Annotated in this window: 26 protein-coding genes, 2 pseudogenes and 1 riboswitch; of the genes and pseudogenes, 18 read left to right on the top strand and 10 right to left on the bottom strand. The window is 40.6% G+C overall.

Annotated elements, in window-relative coordinates:
* Together BUB66_RS10280 and BUB66_RS12185 are read left to right on the top strand one after the other, a co-directional pair.
* Nucleotides 1-508 (top strand): NAD(P)/FAD-dependent oxidoreductase (locus BUB66_RS10280; protein ID WP_483188918.1); only part of this gene is annotated, 508 nt, incomplete at its 5' end.
* 155 nt (nucleotides 509-663) lie between these two features.
* A complete protein-coding gene (locus tag BUB66_RS12185) occupies nucleotides 664-906 on the top strand; it encodes a hypothetical protein (RefSeq protein WP_073258218.1) in 243 nt (80 codons plus the stop codon).
* A 280-nt stretch (nucleotides 907-1,186) separates the two neighbouring features.
* On the opposite strand, the pseudogene BUB66_RS10295 reads toward BUB66_RS12185, so the two are convergent.
* The 4 genes and pseudogenes from BUB66_RS10295 to BUB66_RS10310 form a co-directional block, all read right to left on the bottom strand.
* Nucleotides 1,187-2,300: pseudogene (locus tag BUB66_RS10295) on the bottom strand (IS1380 family transposase).
* Nucleotides 2,301-2,706: 406 nt separating this feature from the next.
* Nucleotides 2,707-3,957, bottom strand: coding sequence for a PTS galactitol transporter subunit IIC (locus BUB66_RS10300; protein WP_073258222.1), 1,251 nt, complete (start codon nucleotides 3,955-3,957; stop codon nucleotides 2,707-2,709).
* A gap of 38 nt (nucleotides 3,958-3,995) precedes the next feature.
* Complete coding sequence (locus BUB66_RS10305) at nucleotides 3,996-4,283, bottom strand: PTS sugar transporter subunit IIB (protein ID WP_073258224.1); 288 nt, start codon at nucleotides 4,281-4,283, stop codon at nucleotides 3,996-3,998.
* Nucleotides 4,284-4,373: 90 nt separating this feature from the next.
* Complete coding sequence (locus BUB66_RS10310) at nucleotides 4,374-4,853, bottom strand: PTS sugar transporter subunit IIA (protein ID WP_073258226.1); 480 nt, start codon at nucleotides 4,851-4,853, stop codon at nucleotides 4,374-4,376.
* Nucleotides 4,854-5,117: 264 nt separating this feature from the next.
* On the opposite strand from BUB66_RS10310, the gene fsa reads away from it, so the two are divergent.
* A complete protein-coding gene (gene fsa, locus BUB66_RS10315; protein WP_073258228.1) occupies nucleotides 5,118-5,765 on the top strand; it encodes a fructose-6-phosphate aldolase in 648 nt (215 codons plus the stop codon).
* A 32-nt stretch (nucleotides 5,766-5,797) separates the two neighbouring features.
* Here the strand turns inward: fsa and BUB66_RS12250 are convergent, their stop codons facing one another.
* Complete coding sequence (locus BUB66_RS12250; RefSeq protein ID WP_188092899.1) at nucleotides 5,798-5,956, bottom strand: hypothetical protein; 159 nt, start codon at nucleotides 5,954-5,956, stop codon at nucleotides 5,798-5,800.
* A 160-nt stretch (nucleotides 5,957-6,116) separates the two neighbouring features.
* On the opposite strand from BUB66_RS12250, the gene BUB66_RS10320 reads away from it, so the two are divergent.
* The 14 genes from BUB66_RS10320 to BUB66_RS10380 all read left to right on the top strand — a co-directional run bounded on the left by BUB66_RS10320 (nucleotide 6,117) and on the right by BUB66_RS10380 (nucleotide 18,354).
* Nucleotides 6,117-7,409: an NAD(P)H-dependent oxidoreductase gene (locus BUB66_RS10320; protein WP_073258230.1), complete on the top strand. Its 1,293-nt coding sequence runs from the start codon at nucleotides 6,117-6,119 to the stop codon at nucleotides 7,407-7,409.
* Nucleotides 7,410-7,506: 97 nt separating this feature from the next.
* A complete protein-coding gene (locus tag BUB66_RS10325) occupies nucleotides 7,507-7,821 on the top strand; it encodes a bh protein (protein WP_073258232.1) in 315 nt (104 codons plus the stop codon).
* 12 nt (nucleotides 7,822-7,833) lie between these two features.
* Entirely contained in the window at nucleotides 7,834-9,558 is a 1,725-nt protein-coding gene (ptsP, locus tag BUB66_RS10330; protein WP_073258234.1) for a phosphoenolpyruvate--protein phosphotransferase, read from the top strand.
* A 41-nt stretch (nucleotides 9,559-9,599) separates the two neighbouring features.
* Nucleotides 9,600-9,776, top strand: a riboswitch (cobalamin riboswitch).
* Nucleotides 9,777-9,882: 106 nt separating this feature from the next.
* Nucleotides 9,883-10,836, top strand: coding sequence for an ABC transporter substrate-binding protein (locus tag BUB66_RS10335; RefSeq protein ID WP_244269833.1), 954 nt, complete (start codon nucleotides 9,883-9,885; stop codon nucleotides 10,834-10,836).
* A 13-nt stretch (nucleotides 10,837-10,849) separates the two neighbouring features.
* Nucleotides 10,850-11,896, top strand: coding sequence for a FecCD family ABC transporter permease (locus BUB66_RS10340; RefSeq protein ID WP_073258236.1), 1,047 nt, complete (start codon nucleotides 10,850-10,852; stop codon nucleotides 11,894-11,896).
* Nucleotides 11,897-11,919: 23 nt separating this feature from the next.
* On the top strand, nucleotides 11,920-12,477 hold the full coding sequence (gene cobU / locus BUB66_RS10345) for a bifunctional adenosylcobinamide kinase/adenosylcobinamide-phosphate guanylyltransferase (protein ID WP_073258238.1): 558 nt from the start codon (nucleotides 11,920-11,922) through the stop codon (nucleotides 12,475-12,477).
* Between the two features lie 13 nt (nucleotides 12,478-12,490).
* Nucleotides 12,491-13,399, top strand: coding sequence for a GHMP family kinase ATP-binding protein (locus tag BUB66_RS10350; protein WP_244269834.1), 909 nt, complete (start codon nucleotides 12,491-12,493; stop codon nucleotides 13,397-13,399).
* Between the two features lie 16 nt (nucleotides 13,400-13,415).
* Nucleotides 13,416-14,510 (top strand): threonine-phosphate decarboxylase CobD, encoded by a 1,095-nt coding sequence (gene cobD, locus BUB66_RS10355; RefSeq protein ID WP_073258242.1) that lies wholly within the window; start codon nucleotides 13,416-13,418, stop codon nucleotides 14,508-14,510.
* A 6-nt stretch (nucleotides 14,511-14,516) separates the two neighbouring features.
* Nucleotides 14,517-15,488 (top strand): adenosylcobinamide-phosphate synthase CbiB, encoded by a 972-nt coding sequence (gene cbiB, locus BUB66_RS10360; RefSeq protein WP_073258244.1) that lies wholly within the window; start codon nucleotides 14,517-14,519, stop codon nucleotides 15,486-15,488.
* Nucleotides 15,489-15,492: 4 nt separating this feature from the next.
* Entirely contained in the window at nucleotides 15,493-16,227 is a 735-nt protein-coding gene (gene cobS / locus BUB66_RS10365) for an adenosylcobinamide-GDP ribazoletransferase (RefSeq protein ID WP_073258246.1), read from the top strand.
* Between the two features lie 14 nt (nucleotides 16,228-16,241).
* On the top strand, nucleotides 16,242-16,865 hold the full coding sequence (gene cobC / locus BUB66_RS10370; RefSeq protein WP_073258248.1) for an alpha-ribazole phosphatase: 624 nt from the start codon (nucleotides 16,242-16,244) through the stop codon (nucleotides 16,863-16,865).
* Between the two features lie 69 nt (nucleotides 16,866-16,934).
* Nucleotides 16,935-17,120, top strand: coding sequence for a hypothetical protein (locus BUB66_RS10375; RefSeq protein ID WP_073258250.1), 186 nt, complete (start codon nucleotides 16,935-16,937; stop codon nucleotides 17,118-17,120).
* On the top strand, nucleotides 17,121-17,291 hold the full coding sequence (locus tag BUB66_RS12190) for a hypothetical protein (protein ID WP_159431531.1): 171 nt from the start codon (nucleotides 17,121-17,123) through the stop codon (nucleotides 17,289-17,291).
* 7 nt (nucleotides 17,292-17,298) lie between these two features.
* Entirely contained in the window at nucleotides 17,299-18,354 is a 1,056-nt protein-coding gene (locus tag BUB66_RS10380) for an AI-2E family transporter (RefSeq protein WP_073258275.1), read from the top strand.
* 16 nt (nucleotides 18,355-18,370) lie between these two features.
* Here the strand turns inward: BUB66_RS10380 and BUB66_RS10385 are convergent, their stop codons facing one another.
* The 4 genes and pseudogenes from BUB66_RS10385 to BUB66_RS10400 all read right to left on the bottom strand — a co-directional run bounded on the left by BUB66_RS10385 (nucleotide 18,371) and on the right by BUB66_RS10400 (nucleotide 21,164).
* Nucleotides 18,371-19,609 carry an FAD-dependent oxidoreductase gene (locus BUB66_RS10385; RefSeq protein WP_073258252.1) on the bottom strand — a complete coding sequence of 413 codons (1,239 nt, stop codon included), beginning with the start codon at nucleotides 19,607-19,609 and terminating at the stop codon, nucleotides 18,371-18,373.
* Between the two features lie 66 nt (nucleotides 19,610-19,675).
* Nucleotides 19,676-20,221: pseudogene (locus BUB66_RS10390) on the bottom strand (YeeE/YedE thiosulfate transporter family protein).
* Between the two features lie 11 nt (nucleotides 20,222-20,232).
* Nucleotides 20,233-20,460, bottom strand: a complete 228-nt coding sequence (locus tag BUB66_RS10395) for a sulfurtransferase TusA family protein (RefSeq protein WP_066354337.1) — start codon at nucleotides 20,458-20,460, stop codon at nucleotides 20,233-20,235.
* 56 nt (nucleotides 20,461-20,516) lie between these two features.
* A complete protein-coding gene (locus BUB66_RS10400) occupies nucleotides 20,517-21,164 on the bottom strand; it encodes a YeeE/YedE thiosulfate transporter family protein (RefSeq protein WP_073258278.1) in 648 nt (215 codons plus the stop codon).
* A gap of 249 nt (nucleotides 21,165-21,413) precedes the next feature.
* Here BUB66_RS10400 and BUB66_RS10405 point away from each other — a divergent pair, with 249 nt between their 5' ends.
* The gene (locus BUB66_RS10405; protein ID WP_073258254.1) at nucleotides 21,414-21,662 is read left to right on the top strand and encodes a sulfurtransferase TusA family protein; all 249 of its coding nucleotides are present in this window, start codon (nucleotides 21,414-21,416) and stop codon (nucleotides 21,660-21,662) included.
* On the opposite strand, the gene BUB66_RS10410 is transcribed toward BUB66_RS10405, so the two are convergent.
* The gene (locus BUB66_RS10410) at nucleotides 21,643-22,545 is read right to left on the bottom strand and encodes a selenium metabolism-associated LysR family transcriptional regulator (RefSeq protein ID WP_073258256.1); all 903 of its coding nucleotides are present in this window, start codon (nucleotides 22,543-22,545) and stop codon (nucleotides 21,643-21,645) included. The genes BUB66_RS10405 and BUB66_RS10410 overlap by 20 nt on opposite strands.
* Between the last annotated feature and the right edge of the window lie 161 nt (nucleotides 22,546-22,706).

A 22,706-nucleotide genomic window follows, 5' to 3' on the forward strand; every position in this document is an offset into this window, starting at 1 on the left:
GATGAGGACGAACGTAGAAGGAGTATATGCGATAGGCGACATAACGGGCAGATATCAGCTGGCCCACGTGGCGTCGCACCAGGGGATTGTGGCTGCTGCCAACGCAACTGGAGAAAACAAAGTGATGGACTACAGGGCCGTGCCGAGCTGCATCTTTACAAGCCCGGAAGTTGCCTACGTGGGCCTTACAGAAAAAGAGGCCCGGGAAATCTACGGAGACGGCATAAAAATAGGGAGATTTCCCTTTATAGCGAGCGGAAGGGCTCTTACTTTGGGCGAGACAGAAGGGTTTGTCAAGATAATAGCGGATTTTAAATGGAACGAGATACTGGGTGTCCACATCATAGGGCAGGGAGCGACGGAGCTCATTGCAGAAGCCGTACTTGCTATAAAACTCGAGTGCACGGCCGAGGAGCTGGCGGACACCATCCACGCCCATCCGACCCTTTCGGAGACCGTTATGGAGGCGTCCTTCGACCTTTTAGGGATGCCGATTCATAAGATGTGAAGGCGAAGATTGATTTATGAGCGACAAATTAGGCCGCAATTTTATGCGGCTTTTTTATATGCATACGTTATATGAGCGTTAGCTCGATGGTAAAGGTTTATTGCGGACAAGGCTGTACTACCCTGCTAGCCGAAAGCAAAAGTGTCCGCCGGTAAGTGGAATCCGAAGGTCGGTGGAAAAACCACGGCCAGATGAAGAAGAAACCCATGCTTAAGGAAAGGCAGAGTATATGGGGAGGGCGTGGGTGTTTATTAAGATGGTGTAAAATTTTCTTAGGTCAAAAAGAAGGAAAAACCAGGACGGATATAGAAGAAAGACCTCACCATCCTCTAACCAGGATGAGTAAAAAACTCAACAGGAAGGTGAGGTCTTATGGAAATAATTCTGTATGTATTTAAAACATTCCTGCTTTGTGCACAAAAAATTTTAGAGTTACTTTCCGGAAAAATACACTTTTTCTGAATTTGAAGAAGAACTTCATAAGCTGTGAAAAGATATACAAAGACAAGAAAGAAAGGAAAAATTGGGTAGTATTACAGAAACCTGAATCCGTGATAAGGATTGCAATATAATCCATAAATGCGGGACATTTCCATGGAAAGCTCTTCTTAAAAACTAAAATTTTCTGCGGTTTTGGAGGAGATTTCATCTACAATATTACGCTTGGACTCCAAATGCTCAGTTTCCAAAGGCAAAAGCCTGATAAATACGCCGGAAGCTTCTAAACCACGGTTCATCCCTTGATAACCCTAATTTGAAACGATTTGCATGAAAAAATACCCGGGATGCTATCGTGATTAGATTTTGAAGGTCGTTTGTCTCAAATTTTCCGGAAGGCAGCCTTTCAAGGTCCATGTCGCTCTTTAGCTCGCTATGAAATTGTTCGATTGTCCCATGCTCCGCATACAAGGCTTCGATAACTTCAGGTTCTTCTTCTAGTAGCGATGTATAATATGTGCTTACTTCAATCTCAGGCATAACTCTAATAAATATCTTTGCCTTCTCTAACTTTTATGAGTTTACCTATGTTGCGTGCTATTTGAAGCCATCCTTCAGGGCTTTCCTTCCGAAGATTGCGCTTTATTATGTAATCGACTTTCGTTTCTTGCTTTATGAGTATTTTTATGTTTTCTATGCTGTCGTTCCCTGCATCCATCCTTACTATCAGAGGCTTATCCGTAACAGCTCTGGCATAGCGAATGCTCTCATCTATAAATTCAGGCGTGTTTTTCTGACAGTGTTGTTTTCCCTCGCGCAGCTCGATGTTTACTCCATAACCTTCTTGACCCAGATATGCGATAATAGGAGAGTATCCTTCAAAACCTTTGTATGTCATGGATACGCCTTCTTTTTTAGTCTTTGAGTTGTCATAATGGGGATACGTCGACATCCAAAGCTACGTAATCTTTATAGCAGGGTGTAATCTTTACTCCCGCTTTCTTAAGCAAGAGAGCCAATTCTTCAAGTATGATGTTGTTCCAGATGCTGCCTGCCATATCAAATCTCTGACGCAGAGTCGGACTTGAAGGGACTTTTCTGATCCCAAGGCGGATTTAAAAAATTTGTCCTGGCGGAAAGGTTCAATGCTATCAAAGTCATTTTTTCCTTGACAGAGGAGGCCGATATATGATATTGCAACGTCGCTGTTTTTTATGTCCGGTTCTGGCATTTTGGAGATTTTCGCATTGTTTAACCGACTTTTGAAACCTGTTTTATTGAGAAGGACTCCGACACAGGCAAGTCCGCTGACGGGAGTAAGAATTTCGTTTATCCTTACAATCTTAAATTTCATATTCACCTTAGGGGTTATTTTTTTCCTGTTGCGTTTTTTGTCCCCTTACTTGATTTTACTACTTTTCCCTTACTCGTACAAGGTTTTTTGGAATTTAATAATCACGGATTCAGGGGATATTTATTTTGAGAGCTAAATCTCGGGCAATAGAGTTACTGAAGCGAGTAGTGCATGAACATATCAATACTAAAAAAAGGGTATGGTGGTTGGTTCGCAGGCAAATAAATAGAGCCCTGGGCAACGCCTATTGGTGACCAGGGCCAAACGAGCTTAATTGAACTATATTAGAAACTTTGCGGAGTTAGCAAACTACCAAAGCCTGATACATATATTTGTTGGTGTTAGATAAGTAATCATTCCAATAAAAATAGGGACTGAGTGAGTTGAATTAATTTGTATAATTATATCAGCCGAAAAATTGCATAATCTTTAGCAATATCCAAGTTAAGGGGTTAGCTCCGTCACAGATACTAGATATTTTCGTAGCTCCTTCCGGAAATTTAAAAGCTGCATCTATTGCCGCTTGAGTATGAAGGGGAGATACATTTGTGGCTATTAAAAGTCCTACAGCAATAACAATAGCGCCAATTATTACAGATCTAAAAACATTACCTCTACATATAGGTGCTACCATAGCAACCATAAAAGGAATTGTAGCTAGATCGCCAAATGGTAAGACTCGGTTTCCTGGGATTACTAGAGCTAAGAAAATGGTTACAGGGACAAGTATAAGTGCAGTGGCTATTGCGGAAGGATGTCCTATAGCTACGGCTGAATCAAGTCCAATATAAAATTCTTGGCTAGCAAATCTCTTTTGCATAAAAGCTTTAGCTGCTTCGGACACAGGCATAAGACCTTCCATTAGAATTTTAACCATCCTAGGCATAAGGAACATAACACCTGCCATGGACATGCCAAGGTTTAATGTGGCTTTTGCATCATACTTTGCTAATAGGCCGAGAATTATTCCGAGCAGTAAACCAACAACTACAGGTTCACCAAATACGCCAAATTTTTTACTTATTTGTTCTGGATCAGCATTTATTTTGTTGATTCCTGGAATTTTATCAATAATCTTATTCAAAGGTATTGCAATAGGCACATATGCAGCTGAAAATCCATGAGGTAATGATACCCCTGGAAGACCGTAGAATTCCTGTACCATTTGAGCCGTCCAATCGCCAAGCTTCAATACAATTGCGCAGTTGATTGCAGCAGCTACCATTCCTAAAGTTAAACTTCCTGTAGCGGCTGTCACAAGTGCACCAGTGAAGGCAAAATGCCAGTAATTCCATAAATCTACATTAACCGTTTTTGTGGTTTTCGTGGCAAGCATTACTATGTTAACTAAAAGGCCTATAGGTATTACGAAAGCTCCTACTTTAGAAGCAAAAGCTATCGCAGCTGCTGCAGGCCAACCTACGTCTATTACATCCAACTTTATTCCCATATTTTCTACCATTGCTTTTGCAGCAGGTCCCAAATTATTACTCAAAAGACCAATAACCAGGTTGATTCCGATAAAACCTATACCTATGGTAATTCCTGCCCTAAACGCTTTACCAGGTTTTTCACCTAAAATTACTGCAAGAATGAAGATAATAATTGGTAGCATTACAACTGCACCTAAATCTAAGATAAACCTAATGACTGACATTAAAAAACCCCCTTTAAATGTTTTATGAAATATCATTATTATTTGTTTTTTAATATATTAACGATATCTTTAATGACATTATCCTCGCCAATTCCTGTTATAAATGGAAGACCGTTAATAATTGGTACATTGAAATTGTCTTTTAATATTGTTGTTGAAACTATAAGATCTGCTCCATCGGAGTAGCTTCTGAGTTCTGTTACCTTACACTGGATAATGTTTACGTTAATTCCTTCTTTTTTACAGGCCTCGGCAATTTTATCTGCTACTACTGTAGAAGTAGCTATACCAGTTCCACAGGCAACTATAACTTTTTTTACTGTCATTATTTATCCTCCCGTCTAAAAACTTTAATAAATTGTAATTTATATAAGATTATAAACCTTCAATCTTTCACCTCCTCCTTCGGAATATTTTTAAGCAAGAATTCCAACTTTTATTGAGCGAGATAGAATTGATATTAATTCTTTCTTGTTTTTAGTTTCAGAAAGCTGATGAAGTAGTTTTTTATCTTGGAAAAGAGACACTAAACTTTTAAGTAAGTTTATCTGCATTGTCGGTTCATTGATTGCTAGCATAAAAACCAGTTTAACATCAACTTCTTCTTCTGGATTTCCCATGATCGAAAATTTAACAGGCTTATTCAGAACCCCTATTGCTATAGCCGGCTTTACTACGTGAATTATGTCGGCGTGAGGTATAGCAACTCCTACTCCTTCAGTGGGAAGTCCAGTTGGAAATACTTTTTCTCTTTCTAGAATTGCTTCTAAAAAACTTTCCTTTACATAACCACTTGATATCAATAGATTAGCAAGAGCTTTTAATACTTCTTCTCTTTTCTCAGCTTCGAGACGAATTAAAATTAATTCTTCGTTCAATAAGTTGAATTCTTGCATGAATTATGCCTCCTTGGATTAAGTTTTATTAACATATCCTTCCGAGAACTATTTAGATGCAAATTCTGTTCCAAAATGAATTAATATATTTTTGTGTTCTTATGATGCATACATCAAAAAAATATACCGAAAAAATTACCACATTTTATACCTAAGCTGTAAATTTTGTTGTAGTTCTTTTTTAAAACCATAGTATTGACTTGCCATCAACACGTAAAATATAATAATGCCGGACTAAAAAAGTTTAATGGAGGTATTAAAAGTATGAAACTGTTCCTGGACACGGCCAACGTCAACGAAATACGCGAAGCTGCGGCATTGGGAGTTATCTCGGGCGTTACAACCAATCCAACCCTGATTGCAAAAGAAGGAAGGGATTTTAAAGAGACGATTTTGGAGATAACAAAAATAGTAGATGGACCCATAAGCGCGGAAGTTGTCAGTCTCGATGCCGAGGGCATGGTAAAAGAGGCTATGGAAATAGCTTCGTGGCATCCAAACATAGTAATTAAAATTCCGATGACGTGGGAAGGATTGAAGGCTGTAAAAGAATTGAGTAAAAATGGCGTTAAAACCAATGTTACCCTTATTTTCTCACCAAGCCAGGCTCTTTTAGCGGCCCAGGCTGGTGCAACTTACGTGAGTCCTTTTATCGGAAGGTTTACCGACATAAGCCAGGATGGTATAGCTCTGGTTTCGGATATTGTCGATATTTTTACGCTTCATGATATAAAGACGAAAGTTATAGCTGCCAGTATCAGGACGCCAATGGACGTAGTCAACGCTGCAAAGGCAGGAGCTGACATAGCTACTGTGCCTTATAAAGTTCTGGAGCAGATGGTAAAACACCCCTTGACCGATATAGGCATCCAGCGCTTCCTCGAGGATTGGAAAAAAGTGCCGAACAAGTAATGCCGCATGAAAAATAAGCCCGTGTTCTTTATTTAATGCGGGCTTTTTTTGTTTTCTGGCCCCCGTTCGGGGTCTATTACTTTTCTCATACCCCGGATTTTGTCGAGGGCTTCTTTTCTTACAGCAAGCTCCCTTGATATTTCCTCCTTTTCTGTTGCTTTTTCTTTTTTTCTTTTATCTTTTTTTGCCATTAAAAAACCCACCTCTGTTTTATGTCTTGCGTTAATATATTGTGCAGTATCGATAAGAATTATTTTGAGTTTGGTAATTTTGTATAAATGATTGATGGGAACTGAATAAAAATGTTAACATATAGGAGAAAGAAGATGATGGAGGAAGGGAGAAGACTATATGCTCAATTTGAATGCAAAACTTATGGAGCTAGAGGCCAGCGGGAAAAAAATTAACGTGGGATTAATAGGCGCTGGTCAGATGGGGCGGGGACTTGTGAGCCAGATTTTTTGCATGAAAGGCATTAAAATGGCAGCCGTATGCGATAGGGATTTAGAAGAAGCAAAAAAAGCTTACATATTGGCGGGGGTGTCCGAAGACGATATATTTCCGGCGCGAACGCCTGCGGAAGTGGAAGAATGGGTAGCAAGGGGAAGGTATGTAATAACGGAAGATTTTAGTACCGTTACGCGAGCTATACCGATTGATGTCATAGTGGATGCAACAGGAGTGCCCGAGGTTGGAGCGCAAATTGCATTAGAGTCAATTTATAACGGTAAACATATAGTGATGTTAAACGTTGAAACGGATGTGACAGTGGGGCCGATTTTGAAGAAGATGGCAGATAGTGCGGGGGTGGTATATACTGTATCTGCCGGGGATGAACCAGGGGCAATAAAAGAATTATATGATTTTGCTGATGCCCTAGGATTTGAGGTATTGGTTTTAGGCAAGGGTAAAAATAACCCCCTCGATTTGGAAGCTAACCCCGATTCGGTTATGGAAGAAGCTATCAAGAAGAAAATGAGCCCTAGAATGCTGGCATCTTTCAAAGACGGCACTAAAACCATGGTGGAACTAACTGCTGTTTCCAATGCAACCGGTTTTATGCCCACCAGGAGGGGGTTAATAGGACCCAGTGCGAGCGTTAAAGAATTGACAAAAATATTCAGATTAAAAGAAGAGGGGGGAATTTTAGAAAGGTATCAGGTAGTGGAATACGTCAACGGTGTTGCACCGGGAGTTTTCGCAATTGTTAAGACCAATTTAGAGGCTATTAAAGAAGAATTGGCTTATCTTTCCATGGGTGAAGGCCCCAACTATGTACTTTATCGTCCTTACCACCTGACAAGCATAGAAACGCCCCTTTCGATCGCCAGGGCGTACATTTACAAGGAGCCTACAATAGTACCTAAGGGTGCTCCGGTATCCGAGACCATAGCAGTAGCAAAAAAAGATTTAAAAGTTGGGGAACACCTTGACGGCATCGGAGGTTTTACGGTTTACGGTTTAATAGATACTTATAAAAACGCGAAAAAAGAAAACGCCCTGCCGATAGGACTGGTAAACAGCAACGTGGTAATGATAAAAAATGTGAAAAAAGGACAGGTAATAACTTATGATTCTATTAGATTAGATGAAGGCTCGCTAATTTTGCAGTTGCGCAGAATGCAAGAGAAGCTGATTGGTTAGGGCTGTGACTAAAAATCAATATTGATATTTTTTAATTTTCGAGGTATAGTTAAAAAAAGATTAAATTTATTAATCGAAAGACGAGGGAGTTTTTTATATGACCTCAAAAATGAAGGCTGAGCTTTATTGCCTTCATTGTAATAAAGATACACCTCACGTAGTGACCTATGTAGGAAAAATCTTGAAAAGCATAAGATGTGAAGAATGCGGCAGTGAAATAGAAATAAACAGGGAGAAATTATTAGAAAATTATGCGGCAGAATTTATCGAACGGATAATAACAAAACCTTACAGGATGACAAAAGAGCTTGAAAAAGACATCACAAAATTTCTCCTTTCGTTACCCATTAGGATCATTACTAAACCTTACAGAATAGTAAAAGAAGTAGAAGAAATATTAAAAAAGGATTAGCGGAGGGATAAGATGTATCAAGGGATTGCGGCTTCGCCGGGCATCGAAATAGGAAAAGCTTTTGTGCTAAAAGAAAGCGAAATTAAGATAGATACGGCTAATATTGCTGAAGAGAAAATTGTCGGTGAAATAAAACGTTTGGAAGAAGGTATTGCAAAGTCCAGGGAGCAGCTAATAAAAATTAGAGAGAAGGCCGAGCGTGAGCTTGGAAAAGACAAGGCTCAGATTTTCGACGCCCACATCATGGTTTTAGATGACCCTATATTTATGGATGAGATAAGGGAAAAAATAAAGAGCGAGCGAATAACTGCTGAAAACGCCATAAGTCAGGTATCTAAAAAGTACGTTGATATGTTCAATAGTATGGAGGACGAGTACCTCAAGGAAAGGGCAGCCGATATAAAAGATGTGAGTGAAAGACTAATAAAGAATGTGCTTGGTATCCCGATTCGATCTCTGGCAGAATTGGCCGAAGAAGTCATCGTCATTGCAAGAGATTTGACTCCTTCGGATACCGCGCAGATGGATAAGGAAAAAGTAAAGGCCTTTGCCACGGATATGGGAGGCAGGACCTCTCACACGGCAATAATGGCTCGATCCTTGGAAATCCCGGCGGTAGTGGGATTGGGCAGCATTTCTAATGAAGTCTCAGAAGGGGATACCGTCATAGTCGATGGAAATAAGGGTATAGTCTTAGTGAATCCAAGTGAGGATACTTTGCGACAATACAACGAATTAAAACTCGAGTATCAAAGGTATAAGGAAGAATTGAAAAAATTGAAAGATCTTCCCGCTGAAACGAAAGACGGCAAAAGGCGTGTGGAATTGGCTGCCAATATCGGGACGCCAAAAGATGTGAAAGGGGCGCTTGAGCACGGCGCCGAAGGCATAGGTCTTTATCGGACTGAATTTCTTTATATGGACAGGGAAACCCTCCCCGATGAGGAAGAGCAGTTCCGGGCTTACAAAGAGGTAGCAGAAGCAATGTATCCAAGGCCTGTGATAATTAGAACTCTGGACATCGGTGGGGATAAAAAGCTGCCTTTCCTTGAAATGCCCGAAGAACTTAACCCGTTTTTAGGGTGGAGAGCTATAAGAATGTGCCTGGATAATCCTCAGTTATTCAAAGTGCAATTGCGAGCTATCCTGAGAGCAAGCCACTACGGGAAAATTAAAATAATGTACCCGATGATTTCTAGCCTGTCGGAATTGAGAAAAGCTAATGAAATTTTAGAAGAGGCGAAGGCCGAATTAAGGCATGAGGGAATACCTTTTGACGAAAACTTGGAAGTAGGTATAATGGTGGAAATTCCATCGGCTGCGGTAACTGCCGACATCCTCGCAAAGGAAGTTGATTTCTTCAGCATTGGCACCAATGACCTCATCCAGTATACACTGGCGGTAGACAGGATGAACGAGAAAATCGCAAACCTGTATGAGCCCTTCCATCCAGCGGTGTTGAGGTTGATAAAGAACGTAATCGACGCCTCCCACAGGGCTGGAAAGTGGACAGGTATGTGCGGGGAAATGGCTGGCGATCCCCTTGCTGCCCCAATACTTCTGGGGATGGGTCTTGACGAATTTTCTATGAGCGCCACTTCCATTTCGCAGGTCAAAAAGGTAATTAGATCCCTAACCTATGATCAGGCAAGGGAAATTGCAAATAAAGCTTTAGAAATGGAAAACCCCGCTGAAATAAAGGAAATGCTAAATAAAGTTTTAGAGGAAATTAAATAACTTGGAGAGTATCTGTTTTTGAAGTATAATAATTTAGGGAAAATGAATAACTGCCATCAGGTACCCTTTGGGTTTAAAAGGGAATCAGGTGAAATTCCTGAGCGGCCCCGCCACTGTAACCGGTGATGAACTGCTAGGCCACTGGGATGAAAAATCCTGGGAAGGCGCAGGGAAGATGAACCGGAAGCCAGGAGACCTGCCTGTTGGTTTTCTAGTACGAAGCCTTCGGAGGAAAGGGGGAGTACTGTTTTAGAAGAATGTTTCTCGGCTCTGAAAGGCCGGGATTATTTTTTAAAGGCAAATTAAAATGTGGGGGGTAATAATGTGAAAAGCAAATTCACCTTTTACAAAATGCTTGTTGTCATCCTTACAGTAGCAATTGCCATAACTTTGGCATCTTGCAAGTCGAATTCCAAAACCGATACCAAAGAAAACTCCAACAGTGCATATCCGTTGACGGTAAAGGACCAGATGGGAAGAGAGGTAGTAATCGAGAAAGAACCCGAGCGCATAATATCTCTTGCTCCCAGCAACACCGAGATCCTATTTGCCCTGGGACTTGGCGATAAAGTTGTTGGAGTCACCGATTATTGCGATTACCCTGAGGAAGCAAAGCAGAAGGAAAAAATTGGCGGGTTTGCAGATCCCAATATGGAAAAGGTTTTGACTTTAAAACCAGATTTAGTTTTAGCAACGAGCATGCACGAGCAACCGGTGAGAAAGCTGGAAGAATTGCAAATTCCCATCTTGGTGTTAAATCCGAAAAATATAGATGAGGTCTTAGACGCATTGTTGTTAGTTGGAAAGGTTACAAATAGAGAAAAGCAGGCTGAAGAGCTTGTGGCCAATCTGAAATCAAGGGTTGAATCCATCGAAGAAAAAGTTTCTTCAATACCTGAGGACAAAAGGCCGAAAGTATTTTACGAACTATGGCCGTCACCTATCACGTCAGCAGGACCCGGCACCTTCGTCCATGATCTTATAGAAAATGCGGGAGGTATCAATGTTGCATCCGACGCGGCAAAGTCGTATCCTGAATACAGTCAAGAGATGATCATAGAAAAAAATCCGGACATAATAATTTTCTCCCATCACGGAAGCAGCAATCAGACGAAGGAGGATATAATAAAGCGTCCGGGCTGGGAAAATATAAAAGCTATAAAGGAAGGAAAGGTGTATTACGTCGATGAAAATATAATCCAAAGGCCCACTCCCAGATTGGTGGATGGACTTGAACAGTTTGCAAAAATCATTCACCCGGAAATTTTTAAGGATTAACGAGGGTTATTTGATGGATGCAAAAAAAAGGGTTGGAAAAATATACCTACTTTTGCTGATTCTAACGTTGGTAGGAAGTCTGTTTTCGCTGGGGGTAGGGGCTGTCAGCGTCCCTCCCTCAGAGATTTTAAAAATTATACTTAGCAAAGTTCCGGTTTTGCAAAATAAATTGCATCCTATGTGGTCACAATCCCATGAGGTTATAATTTTAAAATTGAGGCTTCCCAGGATAATTTTGACCTTCCTTGTTGGAGCTGAACTTTCTGCAGCGGGAGTAATATATCAGGGCATTTTCCGCAATCCCCTTGCTGATCCTTACATTATCGGCGCATCATCCGGTGCGGCTTTAGGGGCAGCTCTGGCCATTTTGTTATTTTCTGGGGTAAGTATTATGGGATTGGGGCCCATACCCCTGTTTGCCTTTTTGGGCTCTCTCATGACTGTAATAATTGTTTACATGGTTGCGAGTATTGCCGGAAGGGCTAATTCTAATACTCTTTTGCTTTCGGGGATAGCGGTAAGCAGCTTCATATCGGCTCTGGTGTCGTTTTTAATGTATTTTAGCGACCAAAAGCTGCATCAAATCTATTTTTGGCTTTTGGGAAGCTTTTCATCGCAAGGGTGGAAAGAAGTATCCATGAATCTACCTTACGGGGTCATAGGCTTTTTGCTCGGAATATGCAACCTTCGAGCGCTTAATATTTTTCAATTGGGTGAGAATACGGCTTTTTTTACAGGGGTAGATATAGAATTACTAAAAAAAGTATGTCTAGCCGCAGCATCGCTTTTGACTGCTTCTGCAGTTTCGGTGAGCGGAGTTATAGGTTTCGTGGGGCTTATAATACCCCATGTTATGAGGATGGTGGTTGGCCCTGACCACTGGAAACTGTATCCCATGTCGGCTTTAGCAGGAGGACTTTATCTTATGCTGGCCGATACGGTGTCAAGAATAGTTATAGCCCCTACAGAGCTGCCGGTAGGCATACTTACGGCGCTTTTCGGTGGGCCGTTTTTCCTGTATCTTTTGCTGAGGAAGAGCAAAAAAGACTTCAGACTTTGAAACTGAATCGGGAGATGAAATAAGTGGAGATAATTTTCGTCACGGGTGGAGCCCGCAGCGGGAAAAGTCGCTTTGCAGAGAAAAAAGCAGGAGAGTTAGGAGAAAGAGTAATATACATAGCAACAGCCCAGGCCTTAGATGAGGAGATGGAACATCGCATTTTGATTCACAGAAAAAGGAGACCTTCGACATGGAAAACTTTCGAAGAACATAAATTTCTATCGAGGGTCTTAAAACATATAAAAGAAGACGAAAATTATGATGAATACAGTGCTATCCTTATCGATTGCATGGCTTTGCTGACATCCAATTGGGTTTGCGGTGTTGATGTGGAAGATGAGAAGGAGAGGGAATATTTTAGAAAAGCATACATTGACGAAGTCGAAAATATGCTAGAATTGGCAAAAAGTTTAAAACAAAAGGTTATCATAGTCTCTAATGAGGTGGGGTTGGGGTTGGTGCCGGAATATCCTCTAGGGAGGTTTTATAGAGACCTGCTCGGAGAAGTAAATCAGATAATAGCTGCAACTTCTGATGAGGTGTATTTTATGGTTTCAGGCATACCCATAAAGATTAAATAAAGGCGGTTCAGGAGTGAGAAATTTGATTGGAGAAGCTCGGTGTCCTGCAAGCTGCGGTGAAATAGTACAGGGGATGATAAATGGAAAAAACTTTCTCATCACCTGTCCCGTTGCCCTTTATACGACGGTGCAAATTAAGTTGCTCGAAAGGCAAGAAGACGGGTTTGTCGCAAATCAAAAAAAAGTGCCTAAAGAACAAAGAAAAACTTGGTATGCCGTAAGGAAGCTCCTGGATTTTTGGGGGTTTGATAAAGCAGATTTCAGCCTGCGCATTATATCTCAAATACCTGTAGGAAAGGGTCTTTCTTCAAGTACTGCCGATATTGTGGCAGCTTGTTTTGCTGCTGCCAAAGCTGTAAACAAAGATATATCACCAGACCTTGTGGCGGATATAGCTTTGTCTATAGAACCGAGCGATGGCGTGATGTACAAGGGATGCGTGATTTTCGACCACCTTCGGGGAACCTGGAGAGAAAGTCTGGGGCAGCTCCCGCCGATGAACGTTTATATAATTGTCCCTGAGGAGGAAGTAGATACGATAACGTTTAACAGCAGAAAAGACCTCGAGGAGTTAAATAGAAAAAAGGAACCGGCAGTAGAGGAAGCCCTATATCTGGTCAGACAGGCTTTCGCTAAAAAGAATTTTAGACTACTTGGAGAGGCCATGGTTAAAAGCGCTGTGGCCCACCAGGAGATATTGCATAAGCCCTTTTTGGAAGATGCGATAGCTTTGAGCAAAAAGTGCGGTGCTTTTGGGCTCAACATCGCTCACAGCGGGTCGGCAGTCGGTATATTCTTCGAAAAAAACTTCATCCCCGACAAAAACTTCTTCGAAGGGTTGAGAACCATAATGAAACATTACGGAGGAGAATACAGGATAATTAGGACGGAAATAGAAAATATAGGACCGCAAGTCTTGTGAACAGGCGGTGATATTTATGGAAACAAGATTTCACGGCGGTAACATCTACGAGGCTATTGGAGAAATCGGTATTAGTTATAAAGACCTGTTGGATTTTAGTGCGAACATAAATCCCCTTGGATTTCCCGATTCGGTGAGAGAAATTATAAAGAAAAATATCGATAGCATAATTTATTACCCCGACCCAAAGCAGCGGGAGCTCAGAAAAGCGGCTGCCTCTTACTACGGTGTGGGCGAAGAAAACGTACTTCCGGGGAACGGGTCCGTGGAACTCATTAATCTCGTTCTTGAAACCTTAAGGCCTTCAAAGGTTATAATACCTTCACCTACATTTACCGAATATGCTCTGGCAGCAAAAAACAGAGGGATCGAGCTGGACCTATTGGACATGACGAAAAATGAATTTGTGTGGGACAACGCTTTTGTGGAATCGGTAATAAAGAAGATATCTTCTGGAGCGTTGGTAATAATCTGTAATCCCAATAATCCTACGGGGAACCTTGTAAGAAGAGAAATCATCAAAACACTAATATATGAAGCCAAAAAAAAGAGTGCTTTCCTGCTTCTGGATGAGGCTTTCATAGATTTCATAGGTGAACATGAGAGTTTGAGCAAAGAGGTCATTAAAAATCCCAATTTTATAGTATTGCGTTCATTGACGAAATTTTTTGCCTTACCTGGATTGCGTATAGGATTTGCAATTGCAAGCGAGGAATTAATCGATAAGATAGAAAAACTCAAAGATCCATGGAATGTAAATACGTTTGCAGTTGCTGTTGGGAAAGAAGTTTTAAAGGATGAGGACTATATAAAAAAAACTAGGGAGTACATTTTTAGGGAAAAGGATTTTTTATGGCGGAATTTAAAAAAATTCAATTTCTTTAAGCCATTCGAACCAGCGGCAAATTTTATTCTAGTTAAAATAACAGGGAACTTTAAAGCAAGTTTTCTTGCGCGGGAACTTCTGAATAAAGGGATGCTGATAAGGACGTGCAGCGATTTTGCTTTCTTGGACGATACATATTTCAGGGTGGCGGTTAAAGATAGGAGGGCAAACGAAATCTTAATCGAAGCGTTGAGTCAAATTATAAATGGGCGAAAAGGTGGATAAATAACCATGGCAGAATATACTAAGGGCATAATCGTTATTTTTGCTTTTGTTCTAGACCTGTTGCTGGGTGACCCTGTTCGCCCAACTCATCCTGTAGTTCTCATCGGGAAACTAATAACTTTTTTGGAAAGGATTCTTTACGGCATTTTTAAGACCCCTATAGGGCTTAAAGTGGCGGGAATTATTCTATGGATTTTAACTGTTCCCACGGTGTATTTCATGACCTCAGCAGTAATAGGAGCATGTTATAAAATTAATTATTGGTTGGGATTTGCATTGTCGGTATGGCTGGTATATACGTCCATTGCTACAAAAAATTTAGCTGACGAAGCCCTTGCGATACTGGCAGAGTTGAAAGCGGGAAATATAAAAAAAGCAAGGGTGCGACTCGGAGGCATTGTAGGCAGGGACACCGATAAGCTTCCTTTAGAAGAGATATGCAGGGCGACGGTTGAGACGGTAGCAGAGAATACCGTCGACGGAATTATATCCCCTATGTTTTACGCATTTATTGGTGGAGCGCCCCTTGCCCTGGCTTTTAAAGCCGCGAGCACTCTAGATTCGATGGTAGGCTACAAAAACGAAAGATACAGAAACTTCGGATGGTTTTCGGCAAAAATGGATGATATTTTGAATTACGTTCCGGCACGGTTGGGTGGTATTTTAATTGTGGCGGCATCTTTTTTTCTGAAGCTCGACGGCAAAAACGCTTTAAGGACGATGCTGAAAGATGCTGGAAAGCATAAAAGCCCCAATGCGGGGATTCCTGAGGCGGCCGTTGCCGGAGCTCTCGGTGTTCGCCTTGGGGGATGGAATTCTTATTCGGGAAAACTTCATTTTTGCCCTTATATGGGTGAAAAAAAGAGGGAGATAGACCCTGAGGACATAAAGCTTTCGGTAAATCTCAGCGTGTGCACTGCGATGCTGGGACTAATTGTGGGTGAAGTTATTCTGATTTTAACAATGGCGAGGGTGTGAAAAAATGGGCTTTTACATTGCTCTTTTATTTTTGACGAGGATTCCGCTTCCTCATATAAAATTTGAAGAGAAAGACATAATCCGTTCTTTACCCTACTTTCCGGTAGTGGGAGCCGTTATCGGAATTGTTTTGGCTTTGGTTAATGCTATTTTGCAAAATTACCTTCCAGCTCCGGCGCTAGCGTGCTTAATAGTGGTTGTTGAAACGGTGATTACGGGTGGTTTACATATAGACGGTTTTGCGGATACGATGGATGGACTTTTTTGCGGGAAAGAAAAAAGCGTAAAGCTCGACGTGATGAAGGACAGTCGTCTGGGTGCTTTCGGAGTAATGGGTGTTGTTGCCCTTTTTTTATTAAAGTATTCCGCTTTGGTTTCTGTGCCCCTTTGGTTCAGGCCGAAACTGCTTTTTATTTTTCCAGTCATTTCGCGATGGGTTATGACGTGGTCTGTCGTCCTTTTCCCTTACATCAGAGAAAAAGGACTTGGGAAAGTGTTCAGTCAGAACAAATCTCCTTTTCAGCTTGTCTTACCTACAGTTTTTTGTTTAATATTGGCTTTTGCAGCAGGGGAGTTTAAGGGGATAATTTTGGCTATTCTAAGTTTTATATCCGGCCTTTTGTTTTCGGTATACATATTAAAGAAAATTGGCGGCATGACGGGAGATACCTATGGTGCGGTAAATGAATTCTCCGAAATTGCAGCCCTCTATATCTTTTTCATCTTAGGGAAACTTTGAAAGGGGAAAGAGCCTTGGCGAGGATATTTTTAGTCAGACATGGTGAAACGCTATGGAATAGAAATTTTTTATATCAAGGTCAAAAGGATATTCCTCTTAGCGAAAAAGGGAGGGAACAGGCAAAAAAACTTGCAAAAGCCCTGGAGCGAGAGACTTTTCGTGCCGTTTATTCTAGCGACCTTAAAAGGGCCTATGAGACGGCATTTGCGATTGCAAGTCCCCGCGACCTTGACGTAATTTTAAAAAAGGAGCTAAGGGAGATTAATTTTGGGAATTGGGAAGGATATTCTTTTGAGGAATTACAAAAAAAATACCCTGTAGAGTTTTCTATGTGGTTAAATGACCCGGGTGAAATAAGACCGCCGGAGGGCGAAAATTTGAGAGAATTAACCCAAAGGGTAGTTGGATTCTTGAGGAAAACTGCCAAAGAACACAAAAACGAGGATATTTTGGTTGTTACTCATGCCGGCCCGATAAGGGCAGTTTTGATGAGCATTTTGGACTTGGATATTAAACATTTTTGGAAATTTAAAATAAGCAATGCCTCGGTTACAGTAGTAAACTTGGACGACAGCGGTGATGTATGTAGCGATGGTTCTTTCATAATTAAGGTTAACGAAACGGCTCATTTGGAATAAAAAAGGTGTATTTTTTGCAAGTTTTGGAGAAAATATAAAAGGTATTACAATTTTAAGAAGGTGGAAGAATTGAATTGCCCTCTGTGCGGTGGAAATTCTACCGGTAAGGTTGGTAACAATCAGTATTATTGCTGGGATTGTTACGTAGAGTTTTCTGTAAACCACAATAAAGTGACGATTTATGAACTGGCGGATGATGGAACGCTTCTGCCTTATGGGAGAAATGAAGCAGCGAGAGGAGGTAATGCTTTTTAAATGAAACTCAGCTTTTGGGGAGGGCTCTTTGCAGGTTTTTTAGCGGGCACTTTTATAACGACTTTTTTAGGGCCTTCATCGGCATTTAAAGCAGGGAAAAAACTTTATAAAATTTCGAGAGGGCTAAAAAAACGGACAGTTTTAATGAAGCGAGTTGGCGAAAAAGAGTGATGCCATAATGAATGTAAAGTATACTTTGGACCGGAAGTTTTTATACCGGCTTTTTTTATTTATTACATTGATCCTGTTGGCTGTTTTTGTATACAAATTGAGGGAAAAAATCTATAATGTGTTAATTCCCTGTAGTGTTGGAGTGCTTACTGCTTATATCCTCAACCCAATAGTGGTGTTCTTAACAAGTAAGGGTTTTAAAAGAAAAGTGGCAGTGGCATTGATATATTTTATTCTAATTTGTTCAGTAGCAGTTGCGATGTTTTGCGTAATTCCTGTAATAATGTCAGAGCTAAATAAATTGATAGAGAGCATCCCCTTTTATGCTAAACAAATACAAAGCTTTTTCAATACTTTTAAAAAAGGATATAGGGATAATTTGCCGATTGGAATGCAGGAGGTTATAGATAGGAATATAATTCAACTGGAAAACAGGTTAATGAGTGTTTTGCATAATTTAACCAATAGATTGCCGGGTTTTTTTTCAGGTTTATTCAGCTTTATACTTGGTCCGATAATCGGATTTTACCTCTTAAAGGATTTGGACGAGCTTAAAAAAAGTATGACAATATACATTCCGCCTGCCTATCGGGATAACTGTTTCTATTGGATGAAAAAGATAGATTCCGCTTTAGGGCGTTATATAAGAGGACAGCTTATAGTAAGTTTAATTGTTGGAATACTGACCGGCTTTTCGCTCTATTTGTTGGGGATAGATTACGCGCTCTTGATAGGAATTCTTTCGGCAATTACAAATATAATTCCTTACTTTGGACCGATTATCGGGGCGATGCCGGCTATAGCAATAGCCCTGCTTAAATATCCAGGCAAGATATTTGGGATAGTGGTTATTTTTGTCTTGATCCAGCAATTGGAAAGTGGGATAATATCTCCGCATATAATGGGGGAAAATCTAGGCCTGCATCCGGTAACAGTCATTTTTTCGCTATTGGTTGGCGGAACGTTTTTTGGTTTGTGGGGATTAATTTTGGCAGTTCCTACTGCAGCATTGTTAAAGTCGATAATTTTAGCGTTGCTTGAAAAAGTTGATGGAGAAAAATAGCCCGGTCTACCGGGCTTTAATTATGCATTATTGTTCTTACTTTTTCTTCTAATGAATTTCTTGTAATTTCCACAAGGGGCACTACTTCTTTTATTTCTCCGTCAAATAAAAGAACTAAACAGGGTTCTCCTTTTATGCTCAACCTTTGCGCAAGTCCCTTCCCTTTATAAACGTCGATCTTGTTTATTTTTATTTCGGGATGATGGTTGCCGTACTCTTCAATTATGGTCATTTTTTCCCGCGACAGAGCATCGGTAGGATCGTAGCAAAAAACAAGCTGAGGTCCTTTTACTCCTTTAAATTCCTTTTCAAAAGTTTCAGTTTCTGCGATGTATTTTTCGGCCATAAATCCTGCAATAGCCCCGTCTCCGACAGAAGTTGCAACTTGCCTTAAAATTTTTTCTCTGACATCTCCGCATGCGAATACTCCGGGAATGTTAGTTTCCATCTTCTCATTTGTTATTAAATATCCTCTTTCGGTCATGTTGAGTATACCTTTAAAGATATCTGTATTTGGTACATAACCTATAAACAAGAAGCAACCATCCACCTTTACGGGAATTTTTTCGTTAGTCTTTACGTTCCGTAAAATTACCGTTTCCAATTTGTCCTCTCCCACAAACTCATCTACCATTGTGTTCCAAATAAAATGTAATTTTTCGTTTTTTAAAGCTGCTTCCTGAGCCACTTTATTTGCATCCATTATTCCAACATCATGAATTACAGAAATATATATTTTATTTGCAAACCTGCTCAAAAATATGGATTCCTCAATGGCAGCATCTCCGCTACCTACAACCAGTACATCTTTGCCAGTGTAGTAAACAGCATCGCAAGTAGCGCAGAAAGAAATGCCTTTCCCAAAAAGAAATTTCTCTTCGTTTTTTGCACCAGTAAGCCGGGGCTTTCCGCCGGTTGCGATGATAACTACCTTTGCATGATAATCAGTTCTGAATGTTTTTACGACTTTCGTCTCACCTTCTAACTCTACACCCGTTACATCCGCGTACTTTATCTTCACGCCGAATTTTTTTACTTGTCTTTCGAAAAGCTTCATTAAATCGTTGCCGGTGCTTCCTTCAGGGAATCCAGGATAGTTTTCTATTTCATTTGTATAGGTGGCAAGTCCTCCAAGTAAGTTTTTTTCCAATAAAATTGTTTTTAATCTTGCTCTCCCGCAGTAAATGGCTGCTGTCATGCCGGCGGGTCCACCGCCGATGACTACGACGTCATAGTATTCAATATTTTTCGGCATTGAAGCTCCTCCTTGTGAGAAATTTTTTCTACTCATGAGCTCGGCGGGGGTTGCCCCCGCCGAAAATTAAGTAAGGAAATATTTGACGAGAAGTTTTGAGCCTAGGTAGGCGCCGATAAACATGGCTAGGAAGAAAATCCAACCGTGAAGCGACATCGAAGCCGTGCCGCTAAAAAGTGCCCCAATGTTTCACCCGTAGGAGAGCCTCGCGCCATAACCCATCATGAGCCCGCCTAAAATTGCGGCTACAACCTGCTTGTAACTTTTAATCTTTTTAACTCTAAACTGGGAAGCGAGTAAAACAGCGAGTAAAGCGCCGACAATAATACCCAGATTTTGAATAGAGCCACCGTCCTGCAAAAATCCTCCCGATAGGGCTTTTGCGTTTGCTTCGCTTTGATAAAAGGCCCACTTTTCAGGAGAAGCGCCGAGAGACTTTGCCAGCCATGCCCCCCAGTGAGCAATGGAAGTGGTTATACCCCAGCCGTGATTCGTCAATATGAATATTACTATATTCAATAATCCAAGAAATATTGCACCCAGCCAGTAGGGAAAAGGGTCCTTTAATAAGGCTCTCTTCAACTTTTCGGATTCTTCCTTAAATTTACTCACAACGACCCTCCTTATTTTGTTTTTTCAATGTAGATGTACCAATGACCTTCTTCGATTTCCTCGATTTCTACTGGGTAGCCTTCTTTTCTTGCCCATTCGGGAACGTTCTTCATAGCACAACTGTGGTCTATTTCGACTATCAGTATATCTCCTACATTTAACTCCTTTAATTTGTTTTGGGTTTTTATAAGAGGAACAGGACAAGCTTCACCCAAGCAGTCGAGATGAACTTCTGCCATGTTCGATACCCCTTTCGTTGATCTATAGTCTCAATGGATTTTAAATCGCATCTTTTTTATTCGGCCTTCCTATAATCCCACCACAGAGCTAGGAAGTAAAGGCCGAATAGGGCCAAAATGGAGCCGAAGAATGCTAATGGCCAACCCAGGACATCCGGCAAAAACACAGCCGGCGAGTTTTTTATGACATTTGCTTTCCACCAGCCAAAATGATACGCACCGAAGGCTGAACCGATTATGAAAAAAACGAGTGCGAGAAGGTTCATCATATAGGCTTCGCCGACTCGCATAAGAGTTCCGGAAGCACATCCACCAGCAATGACTGCACCGATGCCGAATATGATACCGCCTAACAGTGTGTGGATACCAACAGGGCTTATATTACCTGGGACAGGTTTTCCGGCCGAAAAAGCGCTGTACTGTATTGCGGAAAAACCTATCAGCGCTATGAGAATTGCCACAATAACCGCCCTGAGCAGGGAAGTACTCCCGGTCAAGAATGGGTCTCTGGTAGCTGCGGTAAAACAGAATCTTGAACGCTGCAGTACGAAACCAAGAGCAATCCCTATCATCCATCTAATAACAAGCATTGTTTTTATGTTGGCTAAAAAAACTCCAAATGCTATAATTAATGCTAGGAGAGCGATACCGTATCCAATTTGGTTTTTCCTTTTAGCAATGGGTTTTGATTTAGTGCTTTGCAACTTTGATTTTAAAGAAGTTTGAGCCTGCTGTTCCACTTTTACACCCCCCTTCTACAAGTGAAGAATATCACTTTCTCTATTATTAAAATACAATAAATATGTTCAGATGTAAAATTAATAAAATTTATATTGCTATAAGGCAAACTTATAACTGTATTTCAAAAGGGTTTTGTAGTATAAGGGACCCAAAGTATATTTTTGTCCGCTTGTTGAAAATGTTTTCAAGGACATGCCGGAGGAGTGAAGACAATGGCCGAACATTTTATAAATGCACTGGGAGATATGTGTCCTATACCTAATTCTAAAGTGCAGTCAAAAATAAAAAAACTGCAGCCGGGGGACAGGATAGTCCTTCTTACCGACCACAGTTGTGCTGTTACGACAATAATAGAAGAGATGAAGAGGAGAAGACTTAAAAGCAGTGTTGAAGAAGTGGACAACGGTATATGGAAATTGACAATAACCATACCTTCTCAGGCTAACAAAAACCGCGGTTAGGGGAATGCATGAATTTTATAAAAGCTTGGGCCACGTTGCTTTGAGCTTTTTCATGCTTATAAGCTATATGAATTTTTTGAAAAAAAGATATATTTTCTATTTTTAAAGCCACTAGAGTTTTATTGTAAAGTTCTTTTTTTAGAGCTAATTTCGGCATGATAGAAATACCATGTCCGGCTTCCACCGCGGCTTTGATTGAATCAGCGCTGCTTAATTCCATAACTATATTCAGTTGGTTTTTATCTATTCCCAATCTTGATAGATATTTTTCTATCATTTGTCTTGTTCCAGAACCTTCTTCTCGCATAATTAAAGGTTGTTTTAAAAATTCGTCTAGACTCAAAATGTTTCGTTCATTCCACGGTTTTCTATTGGGCGCTATGACGACCATCTCATCATTTCCAATTTCGCTTGAAAATAAATTTCCATCGGGCTTTTCACCCTCAACGATAGCAATATCTATTGTGCCGCTTTTTAGGTCGTCTAAAATTTGTCTTCTATTTCCAACTTTTAGCGTAATATGCGACTCCGGGTATTTTTCTTTAAAAATGAAAATGCTGCATGGCACTGCGTAACCTCCTACAATGGATGATGCTCCGACTGTTAAGCTCCCTGTTATCGATGCCCTAAAACCTTCCATTTCTTTCTCAAGGGTTTGGTAGAGCGCTACTATTTGCCGGGCATGTTCGTATAGGATTTTACCTGCTTCGGTTAATTTAATGCCTCGATTGGTTCTCTCAAGTAATTGCACCGAAAAATGTGTTTCTAATTGTTTTATTTGCTGACTCAAGGCGGGTTGTGTAACAAATAAAAGCTCCGCAGCCCGGGACATGGATTTTGTTTCTGCAATGGCTATAAAAGACTTGAGGGATTGAATGTTCATTTAATCTTCACCCTTTTTACCTCTTTAATTTTATAATAACATATCTGTGATGTACCATAAATCTTCATGTTGACAAATACTTATTTCTATGGTATTCTAGTCAAAAACAAATCGAATAACGGTCGTTCACCTTTAAACTGGTCCCGTGAGGCTGGTAAGGT

Source organism: Caldanaerovirga acetigignens (assembly GCF_900142995.1).
Lineage (GTDB): Bacteria > Bacillota > Thermosediminibacteria > Thermosediminibacterales > Thermosediminibacteraceae > Fervidicola > Fervidicola acetigignens.

Bases quoted from the DNA above. Each gene is read 5' to 3' on its own strand.
- BUB66_RS10380 (WP_073258275.1), top strand. From the start codon at position 17,299: ATGAATGTAAAGTATACTTTGGACCGGAAGTTTTTATACCGGCTTTTT.
- BUB66_RS10325 (WP_073258232.1), top strand. From the start codon at position 7,507: ATGACCTCAAAAATGAAGGCTGAGCTTTATTGCCTTCATTGTAATAAA.
- BUB66_RS12250 (WP_188092899.1), bottom strand. From the start codon at position 5,956: ATGGCAAAAAAAGATAAAAGAAAAAAAGAAAAAGCAACAGAAAAGGAG.
- BUB66_RS10405 (WP_073258254.1), top strand. From the start codon at position 21,414: ATGGCCGAACATTTTATAAATGCACTGGGAGATATGTGTCCTATACCT.
- BUB66_RS10305 (WP_073258224.1), bottom strand. From the start codon at position 4,283: ATGACAGTAAAAAAAGTTATAGTTGCCTGTGGAACTGGTATAGCTACT.
- fsa (WP_073258228.1), top strand. From the start codon at position 5,118: ATGAAACTGTTCCTGGACACGGCCAACGTCAACGAAATACGCGAAGCT.
- cobS (WP_073258246.1), top strand. From the start codon at position 15,493: ATGGGCTTTTACATTGCTCTTTTATTTTTGACGAGGATTCCGCTTCCT.
- BUB66_RS10395 (WP_066354337.1), bottom strand. From the start codon at position 20,460: ATGGCAGAAGTTCATCTCGACTGCTTGGGTGAAGCTTGTCCTGTTCCT.
- cobD (WP_073258242.1), top strand. From the start codon at position 13,416: ATGGAAACAAGATTTCACGGCGGTAACATCTACGAGGCTATTGGAGAA.
- cbiB (WP_073258244.1), top strand. From the start codon at position 14,517: ATGGCAGAATATACTAAGGGCATAATCGTTATTTTTGCTTTTGTTCTA.
- BUB66_RS10310 (WP_073258226.1), bottom strand. From the start codon at position 4,853: ATGCAAGAATTCAACTTATTGAACGAAGAATTAATTTTAATTCGTCTC.
- BUB66_RS10320 (WP_073258230.1), top strand. From the start codon at position 6,117: ATGCTCAATTTGAATGCAAAACTTATGGAGCTAGAGGCCAGCGGGAAA.
- BUB66_RS10385 (WP_073258252.1), bottom strand. From the start codon at position 19,609: ATGCCGAAAAATATTGAATACTATGACGTCGTAGTCATCGGCGGTGGA.
- BUB66_RS10410 (WP_073258256.1), bottom strand. From the start codon at position 22,545: ATGAACATTCAATCCCTCAAGTCTTTTATAGCCATTGCAGAAACAAAA.
- BUB66_RS10300 (WP_073258222.1), bottom strand. From the start codon at position 3,957: ATGTCAGTCATTAGGTTTATCTTAGATTTAGGTGCAGTTGTAATGCTA.
- BUB66_RS12190 (WP_159431531.1), top strand. From the start codon at position 17,121: ATGAAACTCAGCTTTTGGGGAGGGCTCTTTGCAGGTTTTTTAGCGGGC.
- ptsP (WP_073258234.1), top strand. From the start codon at position 7,834: ATGTATCAAGGGATTGCGGCTTCGCCGGGCATCGAAATAGGAAAAGCT.
- BUB66_RS10340 (WP_073258236.1), top strand. From the start codon at position 10,850: ATGGATGCAAAAAAAAGGGTTGGAAAAATATACCTACTTTTGCTGATT.